Origin of the sequence: Pseudarthrobacter sp. CCNWLW207, assembly GCF_037203945.1 — a bacterium.
In the GTDB taxonomy this organism is placed as follows: domain Bacteria; phylum Actinomycetota; class Actinomycetes; order Actinomycetales; family Micrococcaceae; genus Arthrobacter.
Genome location: NZ_JBBCBS010000008.1, coordinates 86,907 through 109,607 on the forward strand (window position 1 = coordinate 86,907; position 22,701 = coordinate 109,607).

Below are 22,701 nucleotides of genomic sequence, written 5' to 3' on the forward strand. Positions count from 1 at the left end.
CATGAGTGACGCTGCAGCAGAGATGCAAACCATGCCCAGGACGCCGCGGGAACGCGCGCGGGCCCAGACTGTTGCGGACATTGTCCGGCTGGGCAGGGAGCATCTGGCCAGCCATGGTGCGGCAGCACTGTCCCTGCGCGCCGTCGCCAGGGACCTGGGCGTGGTCTCCTCTGCCGTCTACCGCTACGTGGCCAACCGCGACGAACTCCTCACCCTCCTGCTGGTGGATGCCTACGATGAACTTGGCGACGCCGTCGATATGGCGGTGGAAGCGGTGTCCCCGCGGGACCATGCCGGGCGCTTCAAGGCCCTGGGCCGGGCCGTCCGGGACTGGGCGTTGCGTGAGCCGGCCCGCTACGGGCTGCTGTTCGGCAGTCCGGTGCCCGGTTACCAGGCACCGGCCGGGCGAACCACCACGCCTGGAACCCGCGTGGTTTACAGCCTGATCGGCATTCTCGACGCCGCCTACCGCGCGGGTGGGCTGATGACGGCGGCGCCCACCGCCGTCGTGCCTTCCGCTTTGTCTCCTGACATGGAAGCCATCCGAAACGAACTGGGGCTTGCCGTCCCGGAGGGGCTGCTGGCGAACGGTGCCCTCGTGTGGACGTCACTCTTTGGAACGGTGAGCTTCGAGGTTTTTGGCCAGTACGGAGCGGACACCTTCAGTGCACGTGATGAACTCTTTGAGCATCATCTGGCCGTGCTGGCGAAGCTGGTGGGGCTCGAAGCCTGAGGTGGCTGCGCCTCCGGCGGGCGCCGGTGCCGCCAAAAAACCACCCCTGTTTTGCCGGCGGGCCGCTGGGTAGACTCCAAAATGCGGCCGCCTGGACGCGGAACTCAAAGGAGAGGTGCGCCATGACCGAGAACCAGGAAATCCCCGGGGAGGAGTCCCGGAAAGGTAGTTCAGCCCCGGGGATGGAGGGCGAGGGCGGGCAGTACGCGGAGGGGGACTATGGGGACGTTGGCAGCGTGGAAGCCCCTGCCGACGACCCGGCGGATGCCATTCGCGAGGAGCTTATCGATGGCCAGGTCAACACCACGGACGAGGAGCGGGGTCCCCTGCACGGCGATCCGAACTCTCGGTAGGCCTCCTCAAGGTTCTCCTACAGCGAAACGGTGAGCCGCCGCCGTCGGGCTTAATGCTTGCAAAGACGCGGAAAACGCGGCTCTGTGCCTGCAGCCGCATCCACAGTTGAGCGTACTTCGCTCAAGTTGGATTGACATCGGTAGCCCCCTGAGTAAAGTTGAGTGTAGAACGCTCAATCCTGGGGCGCCAGCAAGTTTCCAAGGAAAGAAGGAAGCAACACATGTCACGTGCAGTAGGTATCGACCTCGGAACCACCAACTCCGTCGTCTCCGTTCTCGAAGGTGGCGAGCCCACCGTTATTGCCAACGCCGAGGGTGGCCGCACCACGCCGTCGGTCGTTGCATTCTCCAAGTCCGGCGAAGTCCTGGTTGGCGAAATCGCCAAGCGCCAGGCCGTCAACAACATCGACCGCACCATCACCTCCGTCAAGCGCCACATGGGCACTGACTGGAGCGTCGCCATTGACGACAAGAAGTACACCCCGCAGGAAATCTCCGCGCGTATCCTCATGAAGCTGAAGAACGACGCCGAGGCCTACCTGGGTGAAAAGGTCACCGACGCAGTGGTCACCGTTCCCGCGTACTTCAACGACGCCGAACGCCAGGCCACCAAGGAAGCCGGCGAGATTGCCGGCCTGAACGTCCTGCGCATCGTCAACGAGCCCACCGCTGCAGCACTCGCCTACGGCCTGGACAAGGGCAAGGAAGACGAACTCATCCTGGTCTTCGACCTCGGTGGCGGTACGTTCGACGTCTCCCTGCTCGAAGTTGGCAAGGACGAAGACAACTTCTCCACCATCCAGGTCCGCTCCACCGCCGGCGACAACCGCCTCGGCGGCGACGACTGGGACCAGCGCGTCGTGGACTACCTGCTGAACCAGCTCAAGGTCAAGGGCATCGACCTCTCCAAGGACAAGATCGCCCTCCAGCGCCTTCGTGAGGCATCCGAGCAGGCCAAGAAGGAACTCTCCTCCTCCACCAGCACCAACGTCTCGCTCCAGTACCTGTCCGTCACCCCCGACGGCCCGGTCCACCTGGACGAGCAGCTGACCCGCGCCAAGTTCCAGGACCTCACCAAGGACCTGCTGGAACGCACCAAGAAGCCGTTCCACGATGTCATCAAGGAAGCCGGCATCAAGCTCTCCGACATCAACCACATCGTGCTCGTTGGTGGCTCCACCCGTATGCCCGCCGTCTACGACCTCGTCAAGGAACTCGCCGGCGGCAAGGAACCCAACAAGGGCGTCAACCCGGATGAGGTTGTGGCCGTTGGCGCAGCACTCCAGGCCGGCGTGCTGAAGGGCGAGCGCAAGGACGTCCTGCTGATCGACGTCACCCCGCTGTCCCTCGGCATCGAAACCAAGGGTGGCGTGATGACGCACCTGATCGAGCGCAACACCGCCATCCCCACCAAGCGGTCCGAGACCTTCACCACCGCTGACGACAACCAGCCGTCCGTGGCGATCCAGGTCTTCCAGGGCGAGCGCGAATTCACCCGCGACAACAAGCCGCTGGGCACGTTCGAGCTGACCGGCATCGCGCCGGCTCCGCGCGGTGTCCCGCAGGTTGAGGTCACCTTCGACATCGACGCCAACGGCATCGTCCACGTCTCCGCGAAGGACAAGGGCACCGGCAAGGAACAGTCCATGACCATCACGGGCGGTTCCAGCCTCTCCAAGGAAGACATCGACCGCATGGTCAAGGACGCCGAGGAGCACGCAGCCGAGGACAAGGCCCGCCGCGAGGCGACCGACACCCGCAACACGGCTGAGCAGCTGGCCTACTCCGTGGACAAGCTGATCGCCGACAACGCCGACAAGCTGCCTGAAGAGGTCAAGACCGAGGTCCAGGCCGACGTCGACGCCCTCAAGAAGGCCCTCGAAGGCACGGATGACGCCGCCGTGAAGACCGCGTTCGAGAAGCTGCAGGCTTCCCAGACGAAGCTCGGCGAGGCCATCTACGCCCAGGCCGGTTCCCCCGACGGCGCCACCGGTGCCGCAGGTGCCGAAGGCGCAACGGGCGCCCCTGCCGGTGATAAGGCTGCGGATGAAGACATCGTCGACGCCGAGATTGTCGACGAAGACGAAGCGAAGAAGTAGCCATGCCGCACCACGGTAACGAGGAAGAGCACAACTCTTCATCAGGCCACGACCGCAGCGCGGGGCAGAACGGCAACGGCCACCAGGAGCCGGTCATCCGGGACAACCGCAAGGTTGACCCGGTGACCGGGCAGGCCCGGCACCCGGAAGGGGAAGCAGCCGCCAAGGCTGGTTCCCCGGCCGCCGAGCCGGCGGACACCGACGGCGACGCCCTGGCCCAGGCCGAGGAAATCCTCAACGGCGTTGAGGTGCCTGCCGAGGAATCCGTGGCCCAGGGCGTTCCGGGGGGCTCTTCAGCTGAAGCGGCTGAGCTGAAGAACGACCTCCTCCGCCTCCAGGCTGAGTACGTCAACTACCGCAAGCGCGTCGAACGCGACCGCGCCGTGGCAGGGGAGATGGCCGTCATCGGCGTCCTGAACTCCCTGTTGCCGGTGCTGGACGACGTCGATGCTGCCCGCCAGCATGGTGACCTGGCCGACGGCCCGTTCGCCGCGATCGCCACCAAGCTGGAGAACGCGCTGAAGACGTACGGCCTGGTCCGCATCGATGAGACCGGAGTGGAGTTCGATCCCACGATCCACGAGGCCCTCATCCAGCAGCCGGGCGATGACATCGAGGTTGACACCGTCAGCCAGGTGCTCCGCTCCGGCTACAAGTCAGGCGAACGCGTCCTCCGCGCAGCGCAGGTTATTGTGGCAGTCCCTGCGTAGCATTAGCCCCATATCGAGATGACAGTTCGCGGCAGTGATTCGACAGAACATTGGCGCGAACTGTCATCTCGGCACAGATTTTTGAAAGGAAACGCCATTGGCTAGCCAGGATTGGGTGGACAAGGACTTTTACGCGATCCTTGGTATCGCCAAGGACGCTTCCGACGCCGACATCAAGAAGGCCTACCGGAAACTTGCCCGCCAGCACCACCCGGACACCAACTCGGGGGACTCTGCGTCGGAGAAGAAGTTCAAGGACATCTCCGAGGCCTATTCGGTGCTCTCGGATCCGGACGAGCGCCAGCAGTACGACGCCATCCGTGCGATGGGCGGCGGGGCCAGGTTCGCCCCGGGCGGCGCCGGCGCGGCCAATGGTGGCTTCGAGGACATGTTCGGTGGACTGTTCACCGGCAACGCGGGACGCCACGCCGGCGGGTTCAGTACCTCCGGCGGTATTCCGCCCGAGTTCGCTGACCTGTTCGGCGGTGGCTTCGGTGGCCAGCCCGGCTTCCAGCGCCCGCCAGCCAAGGGCGCCGACCGCACCGCCACCACCAGCATCTCCTTTGCCGGGTCCATCCGCGGCACGACCATCGGCCTGCGGGAACCCAGCGGCGAAGTCATTGACGTCCGCGTTCCCGCCGGTATCAAGGACGGCCAGAAAGTCCGCGTCCGCGGGAAGGGCCAGCCCGGCCCGGCCGGCAACGGCGACCTCATGGTGACCGTCTCGGTCAGGCCCCACGATTTCTACACGCGCGACGGCGACAACCTCCGCATCCACGTACCGGTCACCTTCCCTGAAGCTGCCCTGGGCGCCGACATTGAGGTTCCCACCATCGACGGCGAAAAGGTGAAGGTCCGCGTTCCGGCCGGTACCCCGTCCGGCCGCACCCTCCGGGTCAAGGGCCGGGGCGTGAAGACGTCCAAGGCTACTGGCGACCTCCTGGTGACCATCGACGTCGCGGTTCCCAAGAACCTGAACAAAGAGGCGGAGGCCGCGGTGAAGGCGTTCGCCGAAGCCACGGCTGACGCCGATGTCCGGCAGGGCCTGGCCGCCAAGGCCCGGCTCTAGCGGCGGAGCGAAGCCGTGGACATCAATGCTGACCAGCCGATCTTCGTGATCTCGGTGGCGGCCGAACTTGCGGACATGCACCCGCAGACGCTGCGGCAGTACGACCGGCTCGGGATCGTTTCACCCAGCAGGGCTCCAGGTAAGTCGCGCCGCTATTCGCAGCGGGACGTCAACATGCTCCGCGAGGTCCAGCGGCTCTCGCACGAAGGGGTCTCGCTCGAAGGCATCAAGCGGATCCTTGAACTTGAGAACCAGGTGGCCGCACTGCAGCGCAGGGTGACCGAACTGACCGAGGAACTGGGCCGCCGTCGTGATCCCCTGGACTCAAGGATCTTCGCGGCCGGCGCGGCCGGCGACGTAGTGAGCCTCGCCCGTGGCCAGCGCCCCCGTGCAAGGTCGCAGGCCGTGGTGGTTTGGCGGCCGCGCGCCTTGGGCAACTAATTCCTCCTGGCGAACGCTGAAACAGCCCAGCTTTGAAGCCCTGGCGCACAGCAACCCCCTGTGGTTTGCGGGCAAGCAGACCAAAACTGGGCTGTTTCAGCAGCGACAAGCCTCCGGGCGAGTAATTCCGGGCGAGGGTCAGCGATCAATTCGAGTACCCACTACTCGTGACGGGGTGCGTGCCACTGGCTTGAATGGAACCTGCAGCTGAGTCTCACAGCGCGGTTTCAAGCCTTCTGGGGGTGCATTCGAGTGTTCGGTTCCTCATTCATCATGTTCGCCGGGTCAGTGCCGGGGCAGATCCTGCTGGCCATCGGGCAGGTGGTAGTGGTGGTTTGCGTCTGCTTCGACATGGTGCGGGAGATGTCTGTACCGAGGTCGCACCGACGCTATGTTGCCTCCACAGTCTTCAGGACGCTGGCCATTCCGTCGATTGTTTCCACGGGGTCGGGCGTCCTGATCGGTGCTGTGACCTGGTCCTGGATGGACGTGGTGATGTCCATGTTCGTGATGGTGATGATCATTTTCCGGCTCCACCACGACACCGACGAGGACAACTGGTGGAAGGGCAAGGGCAAGAAGCTCGCCCGCTGGGCCCGCCGCCAGTTCAGCTCCCGCACGGCGGCGGCCCCCGCGATGGGCTAGGGGATCGTGAACGTCAAACGTGCCGCCGTCGGACGCCTCCACCCAGCAGGGTGACTAATAGCTGATGGGGGAGCCGCCGTCGGCTGGCTTGATGAACTCGGCGGCGAGTGCTTCGGAGCCGCGGGCCAGGATGGCGACGTCGGCGCCCACCAGGACAAAGGAGGCCCCGGCCGCCAGGTAGCTGCGCGCGATGGCGGGGTTGAAGGCGTTGACGCCGGCCGGTTTCCCGGCAGCCTGGGCGGCGGCGAGGCAGTGTTCGACGGCGGCACGGACGTCCGGGTGTTCCTGCTGTCCCAGCACCCCCATGGAGGCGGCGAGGTCCGAGGGCCCGAGGAAGATGGCGTCCACGCCCTCCACGGCGAGGATCTTCTCCACGGCGGCGACGGCAGCGGTGGATTCGATCTGGACGGTGACGCTGATGGTTTCGGACGCTCTGGCGAGGTAGTCCGGAATTCGGTTCCAGCGGGCGGCGCGGGCGAGGGCTGAACCTACGCCGCGGACTCCGTGGGGCGGGTAGCGGGTGGCGGCCACCCCTGCCTCGGCCTCGGCGACGGAGTTGACCATGGGGATGAGCAGGTTCTGCACGCCCAGGTCCAGGTACTGCTTGATCAGGACGGTGTCATTGACGGGCGGCCGGACCATCACCTGCACCGGATAGCCGTGGACGGCCTGGAGCTGGGCGAGGATGGATTCGAGGCCGTTGGGGCTGTGTTCGGCGTCCACCAGGAGCCAGTCCAGGCCGGACCCGGCGCAGAGTTCGGCGATCAGCGGACTGCCGGAGCACACCCACATGCCGGCCAGCGGGCGGCCCGCTTCACCTTTTTGATTCCGCAAAGCATCGCGGAAGGTGTCTTCTACTCGAAGCGGCATGTGATGCTCCCCAGGGGTCCGTAGTCGGCGTGCACGGTATCGCCTTTGTACACCCACAGCGGGCGGGTAAAGGAGCCGGCGAGGATGATGTCGCCGGCTTTCATGCCGTCTCCGTGGGCTGCGATCTTGTTGGCCAGCCAGTGCACCCCGTTGGCGGGGTGGTCCAGGACGCCGGCGGCGACGCCGGTCTCTTCCACGGTCTGGTTTTTGTACAGGATGGCCGAGACCCAGCGGAGGTCAACGGCGTCGGGTTTGACCGGGTTGCCGCCGATCACCATGGCCCCCATCGCGGCGTTGTCCGCTATGGTGTCCACGATGGTCCGGCCCTCCATTTCGATCCGGGAGTCCAGGATCTCGAGGGCCGGAACCACGTAGTCGGTGGCGTTCAGGACGTCGAAGATGGTGCAGCCGGGGCCCTTGAGCGCATCCTTCAGGACAAAGGCGAGCTCCACCTCCACGCGCGGGTGCGTGTACTTATCCCACTGCACGGAGCAGCCGGTTTCGAGCACCATGTCGTCAAAGATCGCGCCGTAGTCCGGTTCGGTGATGCCGGTGGCGGCCTGCATGGCCTTGGACGTGAGGCCGATCTTCCGGCCCACGAGCGACCGTCCGGCCTCCTCGTTCCGCCGCCGCCAGAACTGCTGCACGGCATAGGAGTCCTCCACCGTCATCTCCGGGTAGCGGGCGGTCAGCCGGGGCACCGGAGTCCGGGAACGCCCGGCTTCGACCAGTTCGTCGGCGATGGCTTCGATCGTCTTCGCGTCCAGCATGTCCTAGACCTGCGCCCCGAGCTTGAACCCTTCGACGTCTCCGGAGGCGTCGTCCTTGCGGGTGTAGGAGAAGCCGTCGGCGCCCACGGTGACGGCCATTTCGGACTTTTCCTCGCGGACGACGACGGGCTGGGGGTTGCCGTCGAGGTCCAGGACCAAGGAAGCCTCGGTGTACCAGGACGGGACCACGGGGTTGCCCCACCAGTCGCGGCGCTGGTTGTCGTGGACGTCCCAGGTGATGACGGGGTTGTCGGGGTCGCCGGTGTAGTAGTCCTGGGTGTAGATCTCGATGCGGTGGCCGTCCGGGTCCAGGATGTAGAGGTAGAAGGCGTTGGAAACGCCGTGCCGGCCGGGGCCGCGTTCGATCCGGTCGCTGACGCGCAGGGCGCCCATCTTGTCGCAGATCTGGATGATGTTGTGCTTTTCGTGCGTGGCGAACGCGACGTGGTGCATGCGCGGGCCGTTGCCTCCGGTGAGGGCGGTGTCGTGGACGGTCTGCTTGCGGTGCATCCACGCCGCGTAGGTGACGCCGTCGGAATCCTGGATGTCCTCCGAGACCCGGAAGCCGAGGTCTTCAAGGTATTTGCGGCCGCGGGGGACGTCCGGGGTGACCTGGTTGAAGTGGTCCAGGCGGACCAGTTCCCCGGCGGAGTAGAGGTCGTAGCGCTGGGTGAGGCGCTCCACGTGCTCCACGTCGTAGAAGAACTCGTAGGGGAAGCCCAGCGGGTCCTCGACGCGGACGGAATCGCCGATGCCCTTGGTGAAGCCCTCCTTGCGGCGCTCCACCCGGCAGCCCAACTCGCGGTAGTAGGCCTCTGCGGCGTCCACCTCGGCGGGGGACTTCACCCGGTAGGCAAAGGCGGCGACGGCGGCGATGGGTCCCTTGCGGAGCACCAGGTTGTGGTGGATGAACTCTTCGAGGGAGCGCAGGTAGATCGCGTTCTCGTCTTCCTCGGTCACGTGCAGGCCCAGGAGGTCCACGTAGAACTCGCGGGATTTGGCGAGGTCGGTGACCACGATTTCCATGTAGGCGCAGCGGACAATATCCGGAGCCGGGACCGTGGGGGTGGGAACGAAGTTCGTCATGATGGTCTCTCTTCTTTGAAAGGGGTGGCTCAGGCGCCGAATTTGGGCGTGTGGACGGAGCCGAGCGTGATGTGCACGGCCTGCTGGTCGGTGTAGAAGTCGATGGAGCGGTAGCCGCCCTCGTGGCCGAGGCCCGAGGCCTTGACGCCGCCGAACGGGGTGCGGAGGTCGCGAACGTTGTGGCTGTTCAGCCACACCATCCCGGCTTCCACGTTCTGGGAGAAGTTGTGCGCGCGGGTCAGGTTTTGGGTCCAGATATAGGCCGCCAGGCCGTATTTGGTGTTGTTCGCCAGAGCCAGCGCCTCGTCGTCGTTCTCGAAAGGCGTGATGGCCACGACGGGGCCGAAGATCTCCTCCTGGAAGATCCGCGCGTCAGGGGCGACGTCGGCGAACACCGTGGGGGCGATGTAGTTTCCCTCGGGCAGGTGGTCCGGGCGGCCGCCGCCGGCGAGGAGCCGGCCTTCGGACTTGCCGATCTCCACGTAGGAGGCCACCTTCTCGTAGTGCTCCGGGTGGACCAAGGCACCTACCTGGGTTTTGGGATCGTGGGGATCGCCCACCACGATGTTCTTGGCCCGGGCCGCGTACTTCTCGCAGAATTCGTCGTAGATAGCGCGTTCGACGAGGATCCGGGAGCCCGCGGTGCAGCGTTCACCGTTGAGGGAGAACACCCCGAACAAGGCGGAGTCGATCGCGGCGTCCAGGTCGGCGTCGGCGAACACCACGCACGGTGACTTGCCGCCGAGCTCCATGGACAGGCCCTTAAGGTTCGCAGCGGCGTTGCGGAAGATCGTCTGGCCCGTAGTGGTCTCGCCAGTGAAGGAGATCAGCGGGACGTCCGGGTGCTTGACCAGCGCGTCGCCGGCTTCCTCGCCGAGGCCGTTGACCAGGTTGAACACGCCGTCCGGCAGGCCGGCATCCTTGAAGATCGCGGCCCACAGCGAAGCCGAAAGGGGGGTGAACTCGGCGGGTTTGAGGACCACGGTGTTGCCGGTGGCCAGGGCCGGGGCGAGCTTCCAGGACTCCAGCATGAACGGGGTGTTCCACGGCGTGATGAGGCCAGCGACGCCGATCGGCTTGCGGTTCACGTAGTTGATCTGGGAGCCGGGGACCTTCATGGCGTCGTCGAACTGGGCCACGATCAGGTCCGCGAAGAACCGGAAGTTCTCGGCTGCACGGAGGGCCTGGCCCTTGGCCTGGGTGATGGGAAGGCCGGTATCGAACGTTTCCAGTTCAGCAAGGCGCTCTTCCTGGGCTTCGACGGCGTCCGCGATCCTGTTCAGGATCCGGGCGCGTTCGCGGGGCTTCATCTTCGGCCACGGGCCGTTGGTGAACGCTTCGCGGGCGGCGGCGACAGCGAGGTCGATGTCTTCTTTCTGGCCCGCCGCGGCAGTGGCGTAGTTGGTGTTGGACACCGGATCCAGGACATCGAAGGTCTTCCCGCCCACGGAGTCAACGAACTGGCCGTTGATGTAGTGCTGGATGTGGCGGGGGAGTTCTTGCGGGATGTAGTGGGTCTTGGTTTCCGGGGCAGTGAACGTCATTGTTGTTTCCTTACTGCTGTGCGGTCTGTTAGCCGGGGAGGGGTCAGAGGTTTTTGGCCTGGGCCAGGTAGGCGTCCAGGGTGGCGGAGCGGTGGAGCCGGGCCGCTTTTTCGATGGTGTCGGCGTCGGCGCCGGTCTCGATGAGCCGGAGCAGCGCCTCGTGTTCGTCCACGGAGTTGTGTGCCCGGCCGGGCACAAAACGGAATACGGAGGACCGAAGCGAGGCGAGCCGGTTCCAGCCTCGGTGGACCAGGTCCAGGATGTGGGGGTTGGGGCAGTGTTCGAACAGGACGCTGTGGAAGTCCTGGTTGAGCCGTGTAAAACGGATCGGGTCAAAGTGCTGGAGGCATTCGCGCATTTCCTCGTTCACCGCACGGGCCCGGGCGATGTCCGCCGCTCCGATGAGCGGGGCGGACAGCGCTGTGGCGGCGCCCTCCACGATGCTCAGGGTCTGCATGGTGTAGAGGTACTCGGTGGGGTCGATCCCGGAAACGGTGGCGCCGACGTTCCGTTCGAACTTCACCAGGCCTTCGGCTTCGAGCCGGCGGATGGCTTCGCGGACCGGGACCACGCTGACGCCGAGGTCCTCGGCGATCTTGGCAAGGACCAGCCGGTACCCGGGGGTGTACGTGCCCTCCACAATCCGGGTCTTGACGGCCTGGTAGGCCTGCTCGGACTTGCTGCCGACAGTCCCGTTCCCGGACGAAGTGCCCGCTGCGGTGGCTATTTCAGTCATCGGCTTTATCCGTGTCCCATTGCTCGTACTTGGCCCGCCATTCAGTGTTCAGCGGGTAGAGGCCATCCACGCTGTGGCCCTGCTGGACCATTTCGGCGATGAACGTCTCTTCGCGTTCCTGGACGATGGAGTCGTCCGCCAGTTCCTCGGCGAGGGCCGGCGGGATCACCAGGATGCCGTCGGAATCGGCCACGATGATGTCGCCGGGCTGGACGGTGGTGCCGCCACAGGCGATGGTGATGTCGGTGTCCCACGGGATGTGCCGCCGGCCCAGCACGGCGGGGTGGGGGTTGGAGTAGTAGGTGGGCATGTCCATGGCCGCGACAGCGGAGAAGTCGCGGACGCCGCCATCGGTGATGATGGCCGCGGCTCCGCGGACCTGGGCTCGGAGGGCCAGGATGTCGCCGATGGTGCCGGTGCCTTTCTCCCCGCGGGCCTCCATGACCAGGATCTCGCCCGGGTTGACGGAGTCGATGGCCTTTTTCTGGGCGTTGAAGCCGCCGCCGTGGGTCTTGAACAGGTCCTCACGGTTGGGCACGTAGCGCAGGGTCCGGGCCAGGCCTACGATCCGCTTCTCCGGCCGGGTGGAGGTCAGGCCGTCGATGCTGACGTTGTTGAGGCCCCGCTTGCGCAACTGCGAAGACAGGGTGGCGGTGCAGACGCTTTCCAGTTTGGCCTTCAGCTCCGGGGAGAGGACAGGTCCGACGGCGGCAGTTCCGTCTGCCGGAAGGCCCGCCGCTTCCCGCGAACCGTACGCTTCCTCCCGCTGTACGTCATCGGTCTTGGGCCGGGCACCAAAGTCCGCAAACGCCGTCGTTCCTTCCGCCACCCGAGTGACCAGCCGGCCGCTGGTGACGGCGCCGGCGCTGACTTCAACAGTGCTGACTTCAACCTCGACGACGTCGCCCGGCTGGGCGACGGAAGCCCCGGCCGGGGTGCCGGTGAGGATGATGTCGCCCTCTTCAAGGGTGAGCAGCTGGGACAGGTCGGCAACCAGCCGGGCGAAGGGGAAAAGGAGGTCTTCGGTGGTGTCGTCCTGGACGAGTTCGCCGTTGTGCCAGGTGCGGATGCGGAGGCCGGCGGGGTTCACCGAGTCTGCCGCGATCAGGCCCGGGCCCACGGGAGTGAAGCCGTCGCCGCCCTTGGACCGCAGGTTGGAGCCCTTGTCCGCGTAGCGGAGGTCGTAGACGCCGAGGTCGTTGCTGGCCGTCACCCATTCGACGTGGCTCCAGGCGTCCTCCAGCCCGACCCGGCGGGCGGGCTTTCCGATGACCAGGGCGATCTCGCCTTCATAGCCGAGGAGTTCGCAGCCGGCGGGGCGCTCCACGATGGAGGGGGTTTGTTCTGAGCCGGTGGCCAGGGACGACGGCGGCTTCAGGAAGTAGGAGGGTTGTTCCGGCGTGCGGCCGCGCTGGGCTGCCCGGCTGGGGTAGTTGATATGCACCGCGATGACCTTGCGGGCCGCGGCCAGGAGGTGGTCGGTGACCTGGTCCAAGAGCTACTCCTCATCGAGTACGAAATCGTATACGAATCACTATGGACCCGGACCGCCGCATCCGTCAACACCTTCCCTTCGCCCGGTATTGGCACTTGTCGGGCGCCTCAAACGTGGCGTAGAGTTCTGGATCACAGGATCACTTTTCTATTATCGAACGTAAAATTCTATTATCGAACATCTGATCGGCGACATACAGCCACACAACGAAGTGAGGACATCCCGTGCAGTTCCACCACCACGGCTACGTATCCGGTGACCCGCGGGTCCAGCCGGCCGCCGGCGTCGGCATTGACCGTCCCGCCGAACTTCCCGACGAAATCGACGTGCTCATCGTCGGCTCCGGGCCTGCCGGCATGCTGGCCGCCGCGCAACTTTCCCAGTTCTCCGGCGTCACCACGCGCATCGTGGAGCGTCGGGCCGGCAGGCTCGCCATCGGCCAGGCCGACGGCATCCAGGCCCGCAGCGTGGAGACCTTCCAGGCCTTCGGTTTCGCCGAGCGCATCACCGCCGAGGCCTACCGCATCACGGAGATGGCGTTCTGGAAGCCGGACCCCGCAGATCATTCGCGCATTGTCCGCGCCGCCCGGGCGGTCGACGACGAAACGGGCATCAGCGAGTTCCCGCACCTGATCGTGAACCAGGCCCGCGTGCTGGACTATTTCGCCGAGTTCATGGCCAACTCCCCCACCCGTATGACCCCCGACTACGGCTACGAGTTCCGCAACCTCACGGTCACGGGGGAGGGCGACTACCCCGTCACCGTGACGCTCCTGCACACCTCCGGGCCGAACGAGGGCAAGGAGCGCACTGTCCGCGCCAAGTACGTGGTCGGTGCCGACGGAGCGCGGAGCAAAGTGCGGGAATCGATCGGGTGCCACCTCGCCGGTGACCAGGCCAACCACGCCTGGGGCGTCATGGACGTCCTCGCCGTCACCGACTTCCCAGACATCCGCACCAAGTGCGCCATCCAGTCCGGCTCAGGCGGCAGCATCCTGCTGATCCCGCGCGAAGGCGGCCACCTCTTCCGCATGTACGTGGACCTTGGCGAGGTTGATCCGAACAACCATGGCGCAGTCCGGAGCACCACCATTGAACAGATCATTGCCAAGGCGAATGCGATCCTGCATCCGTACACGCTGGACGTCCGAAACGTGGCTTGGCACAGCGTCTACGAGGTGGGCCACCGCCTGACGGACAGGTTCGACGACGTCCTCCCGGACGAGCGCGGCAGCCGCACCCCGCGCGTGTTCATCACCGGCGACGCCTGCCACACGCACAGCGCCAAGGCCGGCCAGGGCATGAACGTCTCCATGCAGGACGGCTTCAACCTTGGCTGGAAACTGGGGCACGTCCTTGAGGGCCGCAGCCCGGAAAGCCTGCTGGACACCTACTCCGCGGAGCGCCAGGTGGTGGCGAAGAACCTCATCGACTTCGACAAGGAGTGGTCCACGCTGATGGCGAAGAAGCCTGAAGAGTTCGAGGACCCCACGGAGTTGGAGAACTTCTACGTCAGCACGGCCGAGTTCCCTGCGGGCTTCATGACGCAGTACGCACCCTCCATGCTGGTCGCGGAGCCGAAGCACCAGGACCTCGCCACCGGCTTTACCATCGGCAAACGCTTCAAGTCCGCGCCGGTGGTGCGGGTCTGCGACACCAACCCGATGCACCTGGGCCACCATGCCACGGCGGACGGGCGGTGGCGAATCTATGTCTTCGCCGACTCGGCAGCTCCGGAATCGGGACAGCCCGGAACAGAACAGCACGGCGCTCCGTCGCCCACCGCGGACTTTGCCGAGTGGATCGCGAACGCGCCCGACTCACCGCTGGCCGCCACGCCGTCGGGCGCTGACCGCGACGCGTGGTTCGACGTAAAGGTGATTTACCAGCAGCCGCACACGGAGATCGATATCAACGCTGTTCCGGCGGTGTTCAAGCCGACAGTGGGTCCTTTCCGGCTCACCTACCTCGAGAAGGTCTTCGGCACCGACCCCAACGCCGACATTTTCGAGCTCCGCGGCCTGGACCGCGGCGGAGTTGTGGTGGTAGTGCGGCCGGACCAGTACGTAGCCAACGTGCTTCCCCTGACGGCAACGGCGGAACTCGCCGACTTCTTCGCGCCGCTGCTGAAGCGGCGTCAGGCGGCCGCGGCCTGAACCGCCCGGTACTCGGCGGCCGCGTAGACGCCAAGGATCCGCACTTCCGTGGTGAAGAAGTCCAGTTCCTCCAGGGCCAGGCTGAGCGGCAGGTCTTCGGGGTGGCCTTCCACATCGGCCATGAACATCGTGGCGGAGAATTCGTTGCCCACCATGTAGCTCTCGAGCCGGGTCATGTTCACGGCGTTGGTGGCGAAGCCGCCCAATGCCTTGTAGAGGGCTGAGGGGACGTTCCGCACGCGGAAAACAAAGCTGGTTATTGCCGGTCCGGGCAACTCATCCCGGGCCGGCAATTCCTTTTCGCGGGCCAGGATCACAAACCGGGTGGTGTTGGATGGGTCGTCCTCCACCCGGGAGGCGAGCACTTCCAGACCGTACAGCTCCGCTGCGAGCGGCGGTGCGAGGGACAGCTTAGTGGGGTCGTTCCATTCCCGGACTTCCCGGGCGGAGCCGGCGGTGTCGCCGGCAATGACCGGGCGAAGGCCGGCGTCGCGGATCAAACGGCGGCACTGGCCCAGGGCGTGGATGTGGCTGTGGACCTCGGTGGCGGCCTCAATGGTGCTGCCGGGTATCCCCATCAGGTCGAAGTGGATGGCCAGGAAGTACTCGCCCACGATCTGCAGCCCGGAATGCGGGAGCAGCGTGTGGATGTCGGCCACCCGGCCGGCGATCGAGTTCTCGATGGGGATCATGGCCAGGTCTGCGGCGCCACTGGACACTTCTTCGAAGACATCCTCGAAGCTGGCGCAGGGGACGCTTTCCAGCTCGGGGAACATTTGTTTGCACGCGATATTGGAGTTGGCGCCGGGCTCACCCTGGTACGCAATCTTCTGGGCCATGATCCGTATGGTGTCATGCACCGCGCCCACCCGCCCAACTGGGTAGCAGCAGATGTCGTTTTGAGCGCTGAAAACGACATCTGCTGCTACCTAGTTGGGGAAGGGCTACGCGGCCGGGGAGACGCGCAGCCAGAGGTACTGGTGCGGGGCCAGCGTGACGCCATCGGCCAGGCTGAGCGCAGCACCCGTAAGAAGTTCGACGGCGGCACCAGAGAACCCGGAGAACGTCACCGCCGGAAGCTGCTGCGGTCCGTCGCCGAAGTTCGCGAGGACAAGAATGGTGCCGGCGTCGCCAGGGCGTTGGTAGCCCAGGACTCCCGGGGCGTTGGTGTGGAAATCGATGAGCCGCGTGCCAGCCAGCTCAGGCGTCCCTGCGCGTACCTCGATCATTTGCCGCAGCCCGGCGAAGATGGCGCCTTCCGGGGTGGCGGGGTCGTGGCGCCGGGCGTACCGCTCCGCCGGATAGTGCGGCCGATGCACCCAACGGCTGTCAGCCTCGTGGCCGTCTTCCATGGCGTACTGGTAGTCATTGAGCTGCCCCACCTCGTCGCCGAGGTAAAGGAGCGGGATGCCCCCGGTGCTGAACGCGACCGAGTGGGCCAACAGGATCCTTCCCACTGCGTGGTCCGGATCGTCCTCCAAGCCGCAGAGGGAAGCCGTGGTTCCGGAGATGCGGCAGTCACCGGTACGGGGGTTGTCCTGGAACGGCACGCCCTGGGCGAAGCTGCCGGGGTGCCGGTTGACGTAAAAGGCGTTGAGGAACCGGCGGTGGTCAAAGCCGTTGATCCCCAGCTCTGCGGCGTCCTCGTCGGCGAACGTCCAGCCGATGTCGTCATGGCTGCGGACATAATTCACCCAGGACGTGCCGTCAGGAATGTTGTGGCGCCGCTCGAGCGCCTGCTGCAACAGCGAGACGTTGCGGGTCGCCAGCGACTCCCAAATCAGTGCCATCTGCAGCGGGTTATAGGAAAGCTGGCACTCGGCCGGATCGATGTAGAGCGCAACCTCGTCCGGGTGCACAATCGCCTCGGACTTGAACAGCAACGACGGCGCCGCGAGCCGGCACACGGCGTTGAAGGCACGCAGCAGCAGGTGTGCTTCGGGCAGGTTCTCACACGGGGTCCCGAGCTGCTTCCAGATGAAGGCAACGGCGTCCATGCGGAGGATATCCACGCCCTGGTTGGCCAGGAACAGCATTTCCCCGGCCATGGCGCGGAACACGGCCGGGTTGGCGTAGTTCAAGTCCCATTGGTAGGTGTGGAAGGTGGCCCAGACCCACCGTCCGTCAGGCAGCGGGACAAAGGAGCCGGGGTGGTCGTCCGGAAAGATTTCCCGGACGGTCTGCTCAAACGCATCCGGCATGGTGCGGTCCGGATAGATCCAGAAGTAGTCGCTGTATTCGGGGTCCCCTTCGGCGGCGCGGCGGGCCCAGTGGTGCTCGTTGGACGTGTGGTTGAAGATGAAGTCCACCACCAGGGAGATGCCATTCTCGCGGAGCTCCGACGCCAGTGCCCGCAACTGCTCCATGGTGCCCAGCTTGGGGTTGACCTCCCGGTAGCTGGAAACGGCATACCCGCCGTCGGAGAACGGCTCCGGTGCCAGGAACAGCGGCATCAGGTGCAGGTAGGTCAGGCCCAGCTCCTTGAAGTACGGGATCCGGTCGCGGATGCCGTCCAGGCTGTCGGCGTACCTGTCCACATAGCAGACGCCGCCGAGCATCCGGTTGGACTGGAACCAGCCGCTGTTTCCTTCGCGCTCGGCGTCCAGCGCTTTGAGGTCCGCAGAACGTTCCTGCCACGAGCGGGCACACTGCAGGACGAGGGCGCCTAACTGGTCTTGCCAGTCAGGCCGTGTCCCATACAGCGAACGGAACAGCCCGCACAGATCAGGGAAGTGAACGTCCAGCCGCCGAGCAAACTCCTGCCAGTGAGGATCGGCGCGCTGAATGCCGTCATCGGCCCCCAAAACGCTGTGGACGTGCTGCTTGGCGGCTTCTTCCAGATCGACGGTTTCATGCATGAAAGCCAACCTACCAGCGGCGGCTGCAGCCACCCCAACCGGGCGGATCCGCTGTCAGCCCAGCGCCAGGCGCATGGATACCTGGTAACGGTCCGAGCGGTATGTCGAGATGGAGTACTCAATGGGCGTGCCGGGCTCGTCGGTTCCCGTGAAGGACCGCCGCTTGAACAGCAGGACGGGTGACCCCGGCCCGATATCCAGCAGGGCAGCCGTTTCCTCCGACGCCGCGGCGGCCTCCACCGTCTGTTCTGCCTGTTGGACTGGATGTCCTGCGGCGGCCAAAGCCCGGTAGAGGGAGCCGGTCAGGTCCGAGGAGAGCAGGTCCGGCACCAGCCGCGGGGGCAGCCAGGATTCGTCCACGCTGACCGGTGCTCCGTTGGCCAGGCGAAGCCGCCGGACCCGGTAGGCAGGCTCTTCCGGAGCCAGCCCCAGATGCTCGGCGGCCGCCGCGGGCGGCATCGCAGTGGACACGTTGATGACCCGGGTGCTGGGCTCAAAGCCGGCTGCCCGCATGTCTTCGTTGAACGAGGCCAGATGCAGGGTGGACCGCACCAGCCCATGGGAGACGAAGGTGCCTTTCCCCTTGATCCGGACCAGGGCGCCGTCCTGGACCAGGTCCGAGATGGCCCGCCGGACCGTGATCCTCGAGACCCCGAACTGCTCCTCCAGTTGGCGCTCACCCAGCAGGGCATCGCCGGGCCGCAGAGTGCTGGACACCAGGTCCTGGAGTTGCCTTCTGACCCAGACGTGTTTCAGTTCCCCTGCTGTATCCATGACTCCTATTTTCCGGGAAGGTCGAACAGGTGCGCGCCCGCTTCCACCCGGCCACCGGTGGCAGGGGGTTCGATGGCATCCGCGGCACTGTCCAGGATCACCACGGGACTGCACATGCTGAGATCCTTGGACCGGACCAGGGCCACGTCCACGGTGATCATGGGATCGCCGGCGCGGACCTGGTCGCCCTTCTGGGCGATCACCGTAAAGCCTTCGCCCTTCAGTCCCACGGTGTCGATGCCGACGTGGACCAAAACGGCAGGGCCGGAGGCGTGCTGGACGATGTAGGCGTGCGGCATGACCTTGACCACCTTGCCGTCCAGCGGTGCGACGGCGGTGACCACGCCGGCGTCGTCGTCGGGGATCACGGCGGCGCCGCCGCCCACCAGACCCTTGGCGAACACCGGGTCCGGCACTTCACTGAGCGGGATGAGCCGGCCGGGCAGGGGGGATGCGACGCTGATGGCGGGTGCTTCCGTCGCTGCTTCCGGGGTGTTCACGTCAGGGCTGCCCACTTCTGCCGTGCTCACATCAGGTCCTGGATGTCTTCGGCCAGGCTCTCGGCTTCGGGGCCCACAACTACCTGGACCACCGTGCCGGACATCATGACGCCGTGGGCGCCGGCGGCCTTGAGGGCAGCCTCGTCCACGCGGCCTGCGTCCACCACTTCGGTACGCAGGCGGGTGATGCACCCTTCGATCTCTTCGACGTTTTCTGCGCCGCCAAGGGCGGCGAGGATGATTTCAGCTTTGGACATGTCCACTCCCGGTGTTGGTAAGCGGTGAAAGGCGGCGGTTCCAGAAGCCAATTTGAAGCTTGAGGTTGACAACTGAGGCCGGCGCCCTTCACAGTGATGGTTGTCACTGGTTATAACCAGTTAGCAAGACTCTACTGAAACAAGCATCCCCGCACAAGCACCACCTTCTTCGAGACGAGGAACATCATGACCACGGAAAATCCCACAGCGGGCGCGCCGGCGCCGGGCAAGACCAAGGGCAGCGGCAAGGCCCTGCAGAACATGCAGCGCTTCGGCCGCAGCCTGATGCTGCCCATCGCTGCCCTCCCCGCGGCCGCACTCCTGCTGCGCCTGGGTCAGGACGACCTTCTGGGCAGGTTCGAATCCCTGACCACGGTCGCGCAGGTCATCGGCGCCGCCGGCGGTGCCCTGTTCGAGAACCTGCCGCTGCTCTTCGCCGTCGGCATCTCCTTTGGTTTCGCCAAGAAAGGTGACGGATCCACGGCCCTCGCCGCCGTCGTCGGATACCTGGTCCTGACCAACGTCTTCAAGGTGATGGCACCGCTCGTGCTGGGTGCCGCGCCCGAGGGCGGCAAGGATCCGGTCATCAACTACGGCGTGCTGGCCGGCATCGTGATGGGCCTGACGACGGCGTTGCTTTGGCAGCGCTTCCACCGCACCACCCTGCCGGACTGGCTGGGCTTCTTCGCCGGCCGCCGGCTGGTGCCCATCCTGACGTCCTTCGCCGCGATCGTCATCGGCGTGGTGATGGCCTTGATCTACCCGTACTTCAACACCGGCCTCACCGCCGTGGGCAACACCGTGGCTGACAACACCGTGGTGGGCAGCGGCGTCTACGGCACCCTGAACCGGCTGCTGATCCCGCTGGGCCTGCACCACATCCTGAACTCCATCGTGTGGTTCATCATCGGCGACTACAACGGCGCCCACGGTGACCTGAACCGGTTCTTCGCCGGCGACCCGACTGCCGGCGTCTTTATGACCGGCTTCTTCCCCATCATGATGTTTGCCCTGCCCGCCGCCGCCCTGGCCATCTGGCAGGAAGCCAAGCCGTCACAGCGGAAGATCGTGGGCGGCGTGATGCTCTCCACCGGCCTCACCGCGTTCCTCACCGGCATCACCGAACCGCTCGAGTTCTCGTTTATGTTCGTGGCCTGGCCGCTGTACATCGTCCACGCCTTCCTGACCGGAACGTCCATGATGCTGGTCAACTTCCTGGGAATCCACCACGGATTCGGGTTCTCCGCCGGGGCCATCGACTACGTCCTCAACTTTGGCATCGCGCAAAATCCGCTGTGGCTGATCCCCATTGGGTTGGTCTACGCCGCCATCTACTACGTGGTGTTCCGCTTTGTGATCCGCCGCTGGAACCTGCGCACCATGGGCCGCGAAGACGAAACCGACGAGAACGGCTCCATGGCCAAAGCCGATGCAAGCTGATTTTTCGTCGGCCATAAGCTCGGACGGCTCCGGCGGCTCCGGCGGCGGGGTGGGGCTGCGGGGCCGCCTCGTCACCGGCCTCCCCGGGGATCCCGTGATTGACGACGGCACTGTGGTGATGGCCGGCGGGACCATCCAGTGGTGCGGCCCGACGTCGGACCTGCCGGAAACTTTCGACGCCGACATCCGGCAGGTGCCGCTGATCCTGCCCGGGCTCGTGGATGTGCACTGCCACGGTGCCGTGGGGCACACGTTCTCCGCGGACGTTGAGGGGGCCCGGCTGGCCGCGGCCCATCACGCCGCGGAAGGCTCGACGTCGGTCCTTGCCTCGCTCGTGTCGGCGCCGTCCAGCGTGCTGCTGGAACAAATTGCGGTGCTGCGGGACCTCGTGCAGGACGGCACCCTGGCCGGCCTGCACCTGGAAGGGCCGTTCATCACCAAGAGCATGTGCGGGGCACAGGACCCCGCGGCGATTATCGACGGCGACCCGGCTCTCCTGAAGCAATGGCTGGAGGCGGGGCGTGGGACGGTACGGTCTCTGACCCTCGCCCCGGAGACCCCTCATTTTCATGAGTTGGTGCGGCTCTGCCGTGACTACGGCGTGGTGCCCTCGCTGGGCCACACCAATGCCACCGCGGCGCAGACCCGGGAAGTCCTATCGGGTGTTGCCGGCGGTGGGCTCGGTAGAGGGGCTCGTCCTGCGGCTGATGCTGGCGCTGGCGCCGGCCAGGCAGGCCCGTGGTCAGCCACGCACCTGTTCAACCGGATGCCGCCGCTGGGCCACCGGGCGGCCGGGCCGGTCGCGGTGATGCTGCAGGCTGCCGAACAGTCGCCCGGGCAGATGGTGCTGGAGCTTATTGCCGACGGCGTGCACCTGGACCCGGAAATCGTGCGGATGGTCTTCGGCCTGGTGGGGCCCCGCTCGATTGCCCTCATCACGGACGCGATGGCCGCGGCGGGTATGTCCGACGGGCACTACACCCTCGGCAGCCTGGACGTGCTTGTCCAGGACCGGGTGGCACGGCTGTTGCCGGCGCAAGGGGCAGTTGCTGCCGACGAGGAGGAGCCCGGAGCGATCGCGGGAGCCACGAGCTTCCTGCTGGAAAACGTCCGCCGTTGCGTTGAATGGGGGATCCCGCTCGCAGACGCGGTGGCCGCCGCGACGTCCACTCCGGCCCGGCTGATGGGCCTCGACAGCCCAGGCGCCCGTCAGGTGGGAGCCATCGCCGCGGGATACCGGGCCGACGTCCTGGCAGCCACCGACGAACTTGAACTCGTGCAGGCCTATCGGGCAGGCACACCACAAACGCAGGAAAGGAATGACCGTGCAGATAGTTCTGTGTGAGTCCACGGACCACGTAGGAGCCCGGGCGGCAGACATCATCGAGGCGAGGGTCCGGCAGGGTCCGGCCGTCCTGGGACTGGCCACCGGGGGCTCGCCGAGTTCCACGTACCAGGAGCTGATCCGGCGGCACCGCGAGGAACGGCTCAGCTTCAGCCAGGTCACCGGCTTCACGCTGGATGAATATGCCGGGCTGCCGAAGGACCACGAACAGTCGTACTGCACCACCATCCGCCGGGAGTTCGTTGACCACGTGGACTTGCCCCTTGAACGGTTGTTCACCCCGCAGGGGGACGCCGCGGACCTGGTGGCCGAGGCCGAGCGCTACGACGCGGCGATCGCCACCGCCGGCGGAGTGGACATCCAGATCCTGGGCATCGGGGCCAACGGCCACATCGGGTTCAACGAGCCGACGTCGTCCCTTGCCTCACGGACCCGGGTGAAGACCCTGGCGGGGGCCACCCGGGCCGACAACGCGCGGTTCTTCCCCGACGGCGACGTGCCGCGGCTGTGCCTCACCCAGGGTTTGGGAACCATCCGTGAGGCGAAACTGGCGGTTCTGGTGGCGATGGGAGAGAACAAGGCCGCCGCCGTCCAGGCAATGGTGGAGGGCCCGGTCAGCGCCAACTGCCCGGCGTCGGTGCTGCAGCTTCACCGCAGGGCAGTGATCCTCCTGGACCCCGCGGCCGCGTCCCGGCTCTCCATGCTCGAGTACTACCGCGAAGCCCAGGAGTTCAACGACCATCTCGGCCAGACGCCCACCAGGCCGTGGATGCAGGAACCGGCGCTGCATTAGGGCTGCCGCATTAAGGAACTGAGCTGG

22 protein-coding genes are annotated in these 22,701 nt (G+C 65.9%); 11 read left to right on the top strand and 11 right to left on the bottom strand.

The window, feature by feature from the left end; genetic code table 11:
• The first annotated feature begins 1 nt into the window (after position 1).
• The 7 genes from V9L17_RS15095 (at position 2) to V9L17_RS15125 (ending at position 6,050) form a co-directional block, all read left to right on the top strand.
• A complete protein-coding gene (locus tag V9L17_RS15095) occupies positions 2-733 on the top strand; it encodes a TetR/AcrR family transcriptional regulator (protein ID WP_337352035.1) in 732 nt (243 codons plus the stop codon).
• A gap of 122 nt (positions 734-855) precedes the next feature.
• Positions 856-1,086 carry a hypothetical protein gene (locus tag V9L17_RS15100; protein ID WP_337347419.1) on the top strand — a complete coding sequence of 77 codons (231 nt, stop codon included), beginning with the start codon at positions 856-858 and terminating at the stop codon, positions 1,084-1,086.
• 221 nt (positions 1,087-1,307) lie between these two features.
• Positions 1,308-3,185 carry a molecular chaperone DnaK gene (gene dnaK, locus V9L17_RS15105; RefSeq protein ID WP_337347418.1) on the top strand — a complete coding sequence of 626 codons (1,878 nt, stop codon included), beginning with the start codon at positions 1,308-1,310 and terminating at the stop codon, positions 3,183-3,185.
• A 2-nt stretch (positions 3,186-3,187) separates the two neighbouring features.
• Positions 3,188-3,895, top strand: coding sequence for a nucleotide exchange factor GrpE (locus V9L17_RS15110; protein ID WP_337347417.1), 708 nt, complete (start codon positions 3,188-3,190; stop codon positions 3,893-3,895).
• A 97-nt stretch (positions 3,896-3,992) separates the two neighbouring features.
• Positions 3,993-4,964: a DnaJ C-terminal domain-containing protein gene (locus V9L17_RS15115; protein WP_337347416.1), complete on the top strand. Its 972-nt coding sequence runs from the start codon at positions 3,993-3,995 to the stop codon at positions 4,962-4,964.
• A gap of 15 nt (positions 4,965-4,979) precedes the next feature.
• Positions 4,980-5,405: a heat shock protein transcriptional repressor HspR gene (locus V9L17_RS15120; RefSeq protein WP_337347415.1), complete on the top strand. Its 426-nt coding sequence runs from the start codon at positions 4,980-4,982 to the stop codon at positions 5,403-5,405.
• 273 nt (positions 5,406-5,678) lie between these two features.
• Positions 5,679-6,050, top strand: a complete 372-nt coding sequence (locus V9L17_RS15125) for a hypothetical protein (RefSeq protein ID WP_337352107.1) — start codon at positions 5,679-5,681, stop codon at positions 6,048-6,050.
• 54 nt (positions 6,051-6,104) lie between these two features.
• Here V9L17_RS15125 and V9L17_RS15130 read toward each other — a convergent pair whose 3' ends face one another.
• Genes V9L17_RS15130 through V9L17_RS15155 form a run of 6 tightly spaced genes read right to left on the bottom strand, consistent with a single transcriptional unit; the run spans position 6,105 to position 12,551 of the window.
• Positions 6,105-6,920 (bottom strand): HpcH/HpaI aldolase family protein, encoded by an 816-nt coding sequence (locus V9L17_RS15130; RefSeq protein ID WP_337352036.1) that lies wholly within the window; start codon positions 6,918-6,920, stop codon positions 6,105-6,107.
• The gene (gene hpaH / locus V9L17_RS15135; RefSeq protein WP_337352037.1) at positions 6,905-7,690 is read right to left on the bottom strand and encodes a 2-oxo-hept-4-ene-1,7-dioate hydratase; all 786 of its coding nucleotides are present in this window, start codon (positions 7,688-7,690) and stop codon (positions 6,905-6,907) included. The genes V9L17_RS15130 and hpaH overlap by 16 nt, the downstream gene beginning before the upstream one ends.
• A gap of 3 nt (positions 7,691-7,693) precedes the next feature.
• On the bottom strand, positions 7,694-8,776 hold the full coding sequence (gene hpaD / locus V9L17_RS15140) for a 3,4-dihydroxyphenylacetate 2,3-dioxygenase (RefSeq protein WP_337352038.1): 1,083 nt from the start codon (positions 8,774-8,776) through the stop codon (positions 7,694-7,696).
• 29 nt (positions 8,777-8,805) lie between these two features.
• Positions 8,806-10,320, bottom strand: a complete 1,515-nt coding sequence (hpaE, locus tag V9L17_RS15145) for a 5-carboxymethyl-2-hydroxymuconate semialdehyde dehydrogenase (protein WP_337352039.1) — start codon at positions 10,318-10,320, stop codon at positions 8,806-8,808.
• A gap of 43 nt (positions 10,321-10,363) precedes the next feature.
• Entirely contained in the window at positions 10,364-11,056 is a 693-nt protein-coding gene (locus V9L17_RS15150; protein WP_337352040.1) for a GntR family transcriptional regulator, read from the bottom strand.
• Positions 11,049-12,551 (bottom strand): fumarylacetoacetate hydrolase family protein, encoded by a 1,503-nt coding sequence (locus tag V9L17_RS15155; protein WP_337352041.1) that lies wholly within the window; start codon positions 12,549-12,551, stop codon positions 11,049-11,051. The genes V9L17_RS15150 and V9L17_RS15155 overlap by 8 nt, the downstream gene beginning before the upstream one ends.
• Positions 12,552-12,775: 224 nt before the next feature.
• Here V9L17_RS15155 and V9L17_RS15160 point away from each other — a divergent pair, with 224 nt between their 5' ends.
• Positions 12,776-14,707 (top strand): FAD-binding monooxygenase, encoded by a 1,932-nt coding sequence (locus tag V9L17_RS15160; RefSeq protein ID WP_337347408.1) that lies wholly within the window; start codon positions 12,776-12,778, stop codon positions 14,705-14,707.
• On the opposite strand, the gene V9L17_RS15165 is transcribed toward V9L17_RS15160, so the two are convergent.
• The 5 genes from V9L17_RS15165 to V9L17_RS15185 form a co-directional block, all read right to left on the bottom strand.
• Entirely contained in the window at positions 14,689-15,546 is an 858-nt protein-coding gene (locus tag V9L17_RS15165) for a prephenate dehydratase (protein ID WP_337352042.1), read from the bottom strand. The two genes, V9L17_RS15160 and V9L17_RS15165, sit on opposite strands and share 19 nt — an antisense overlap.
• Positions 15,547-15,651: 105 nt before the next feature.
• Complete coding sequence (locus V9L17_RS15170; protein WP_337352043.1) at positions 15,652-17,565, bottom strand: alpha-amylase family glycosyl hydrolase; 1,914 nt, start codon at positions 17,563-17,565, stop codon at positions 15,652-15,654.
• A 54-nt stretch (positions 17,566-17,619) separates the two neighbouring features.
• Positions 17,620-18,339, bottom strand: a complete 720-nt coding sequence (locus V9L17_RS15175) for a GntR family transcriptional regulator (RefSeq protein WP_337352044.1) — start codon at positions 18,337-18,339, stop codon at positions 17,620-17,622.
• A gap of 5 nt (positions 18,340-18,344) precedes the next feature.
• Positions 18,345-18,869 (bottom strand): PTS sugar transporter subunit IIA, encoded by a 525-nt coding sequence (locus V9L17_RS15180; RefSeq protein ID WP_337352045.1) that lies wholly within the window; start codon positions 18,867-18,869, stop codon positions 18,345-18,347.
• Positions 18,866-19,096, bottom strand: coding sequence for a PTS glucose/sucrose transporter subunit IIB (locus V9L17_RS15185; protein ID WP_337347403.1), 231 nt, complete (start codon positions 19,094-19,096; stop codon positions 18,866-18,868). The genes V9L17_RS15180 and V9L17_RS15185 overlap by 4 nt, the downstream gene beginning before the upstream one ends.
• A gap of 186 nt (positions 19,097-19,282) precedes the next feature.
• On the opposite strand from V9L17_RS15185, the gene V9L17_RS15190 reads away from it, so the two are divergent.
• The 3 genes from V9L17_RS15190 to nagB are packed head-to-tail and all read left to right on the top strand — an operon-like array spanning position 19,283 to position 22,674.
• A complete protein-coding gene (locus tag V9L17_RS15190) occupies positions 19,283-20,536 on the top strand; it encodes a PTS transporter subunit EIIC (protein WP_337347402.1) in 1,254 nt (417 codons plus the stop codon).
• A complete protein-coding gene (locus tag V9L17_RS15195; RefSeq protein ID WP_337352046.1) occupies positions 20,526-21,881 on the top strand; it encodes an N-acetylglucosamine-6-phosphate deacetylase in 1,356 nt (451 codons plus the stop codon). The genes V9L17_RS15190 and V9L17_RS15195 overlap by 11 nt, the downstream gene beginning before the upstream one ends.
• The gene (gene nagB, locus V9L17_RS15200) at positions 21,862-22,674 is read left to right on the top strand and encodes a glucosamine-6-phosphate deaminase (protein WP_337352047.1); all 813 of its coding nucleotides are present in this window, start codon (positions 21,862-21,864) and stop codon (positions 22,672-22,674) included. The genes V9L17_RS15195 and nagB overlap by 20 nt, the downstream gene beginning before the upstream one ends.
• Positions 22,675-22,701: the final 27 nt, after the last annotated feature.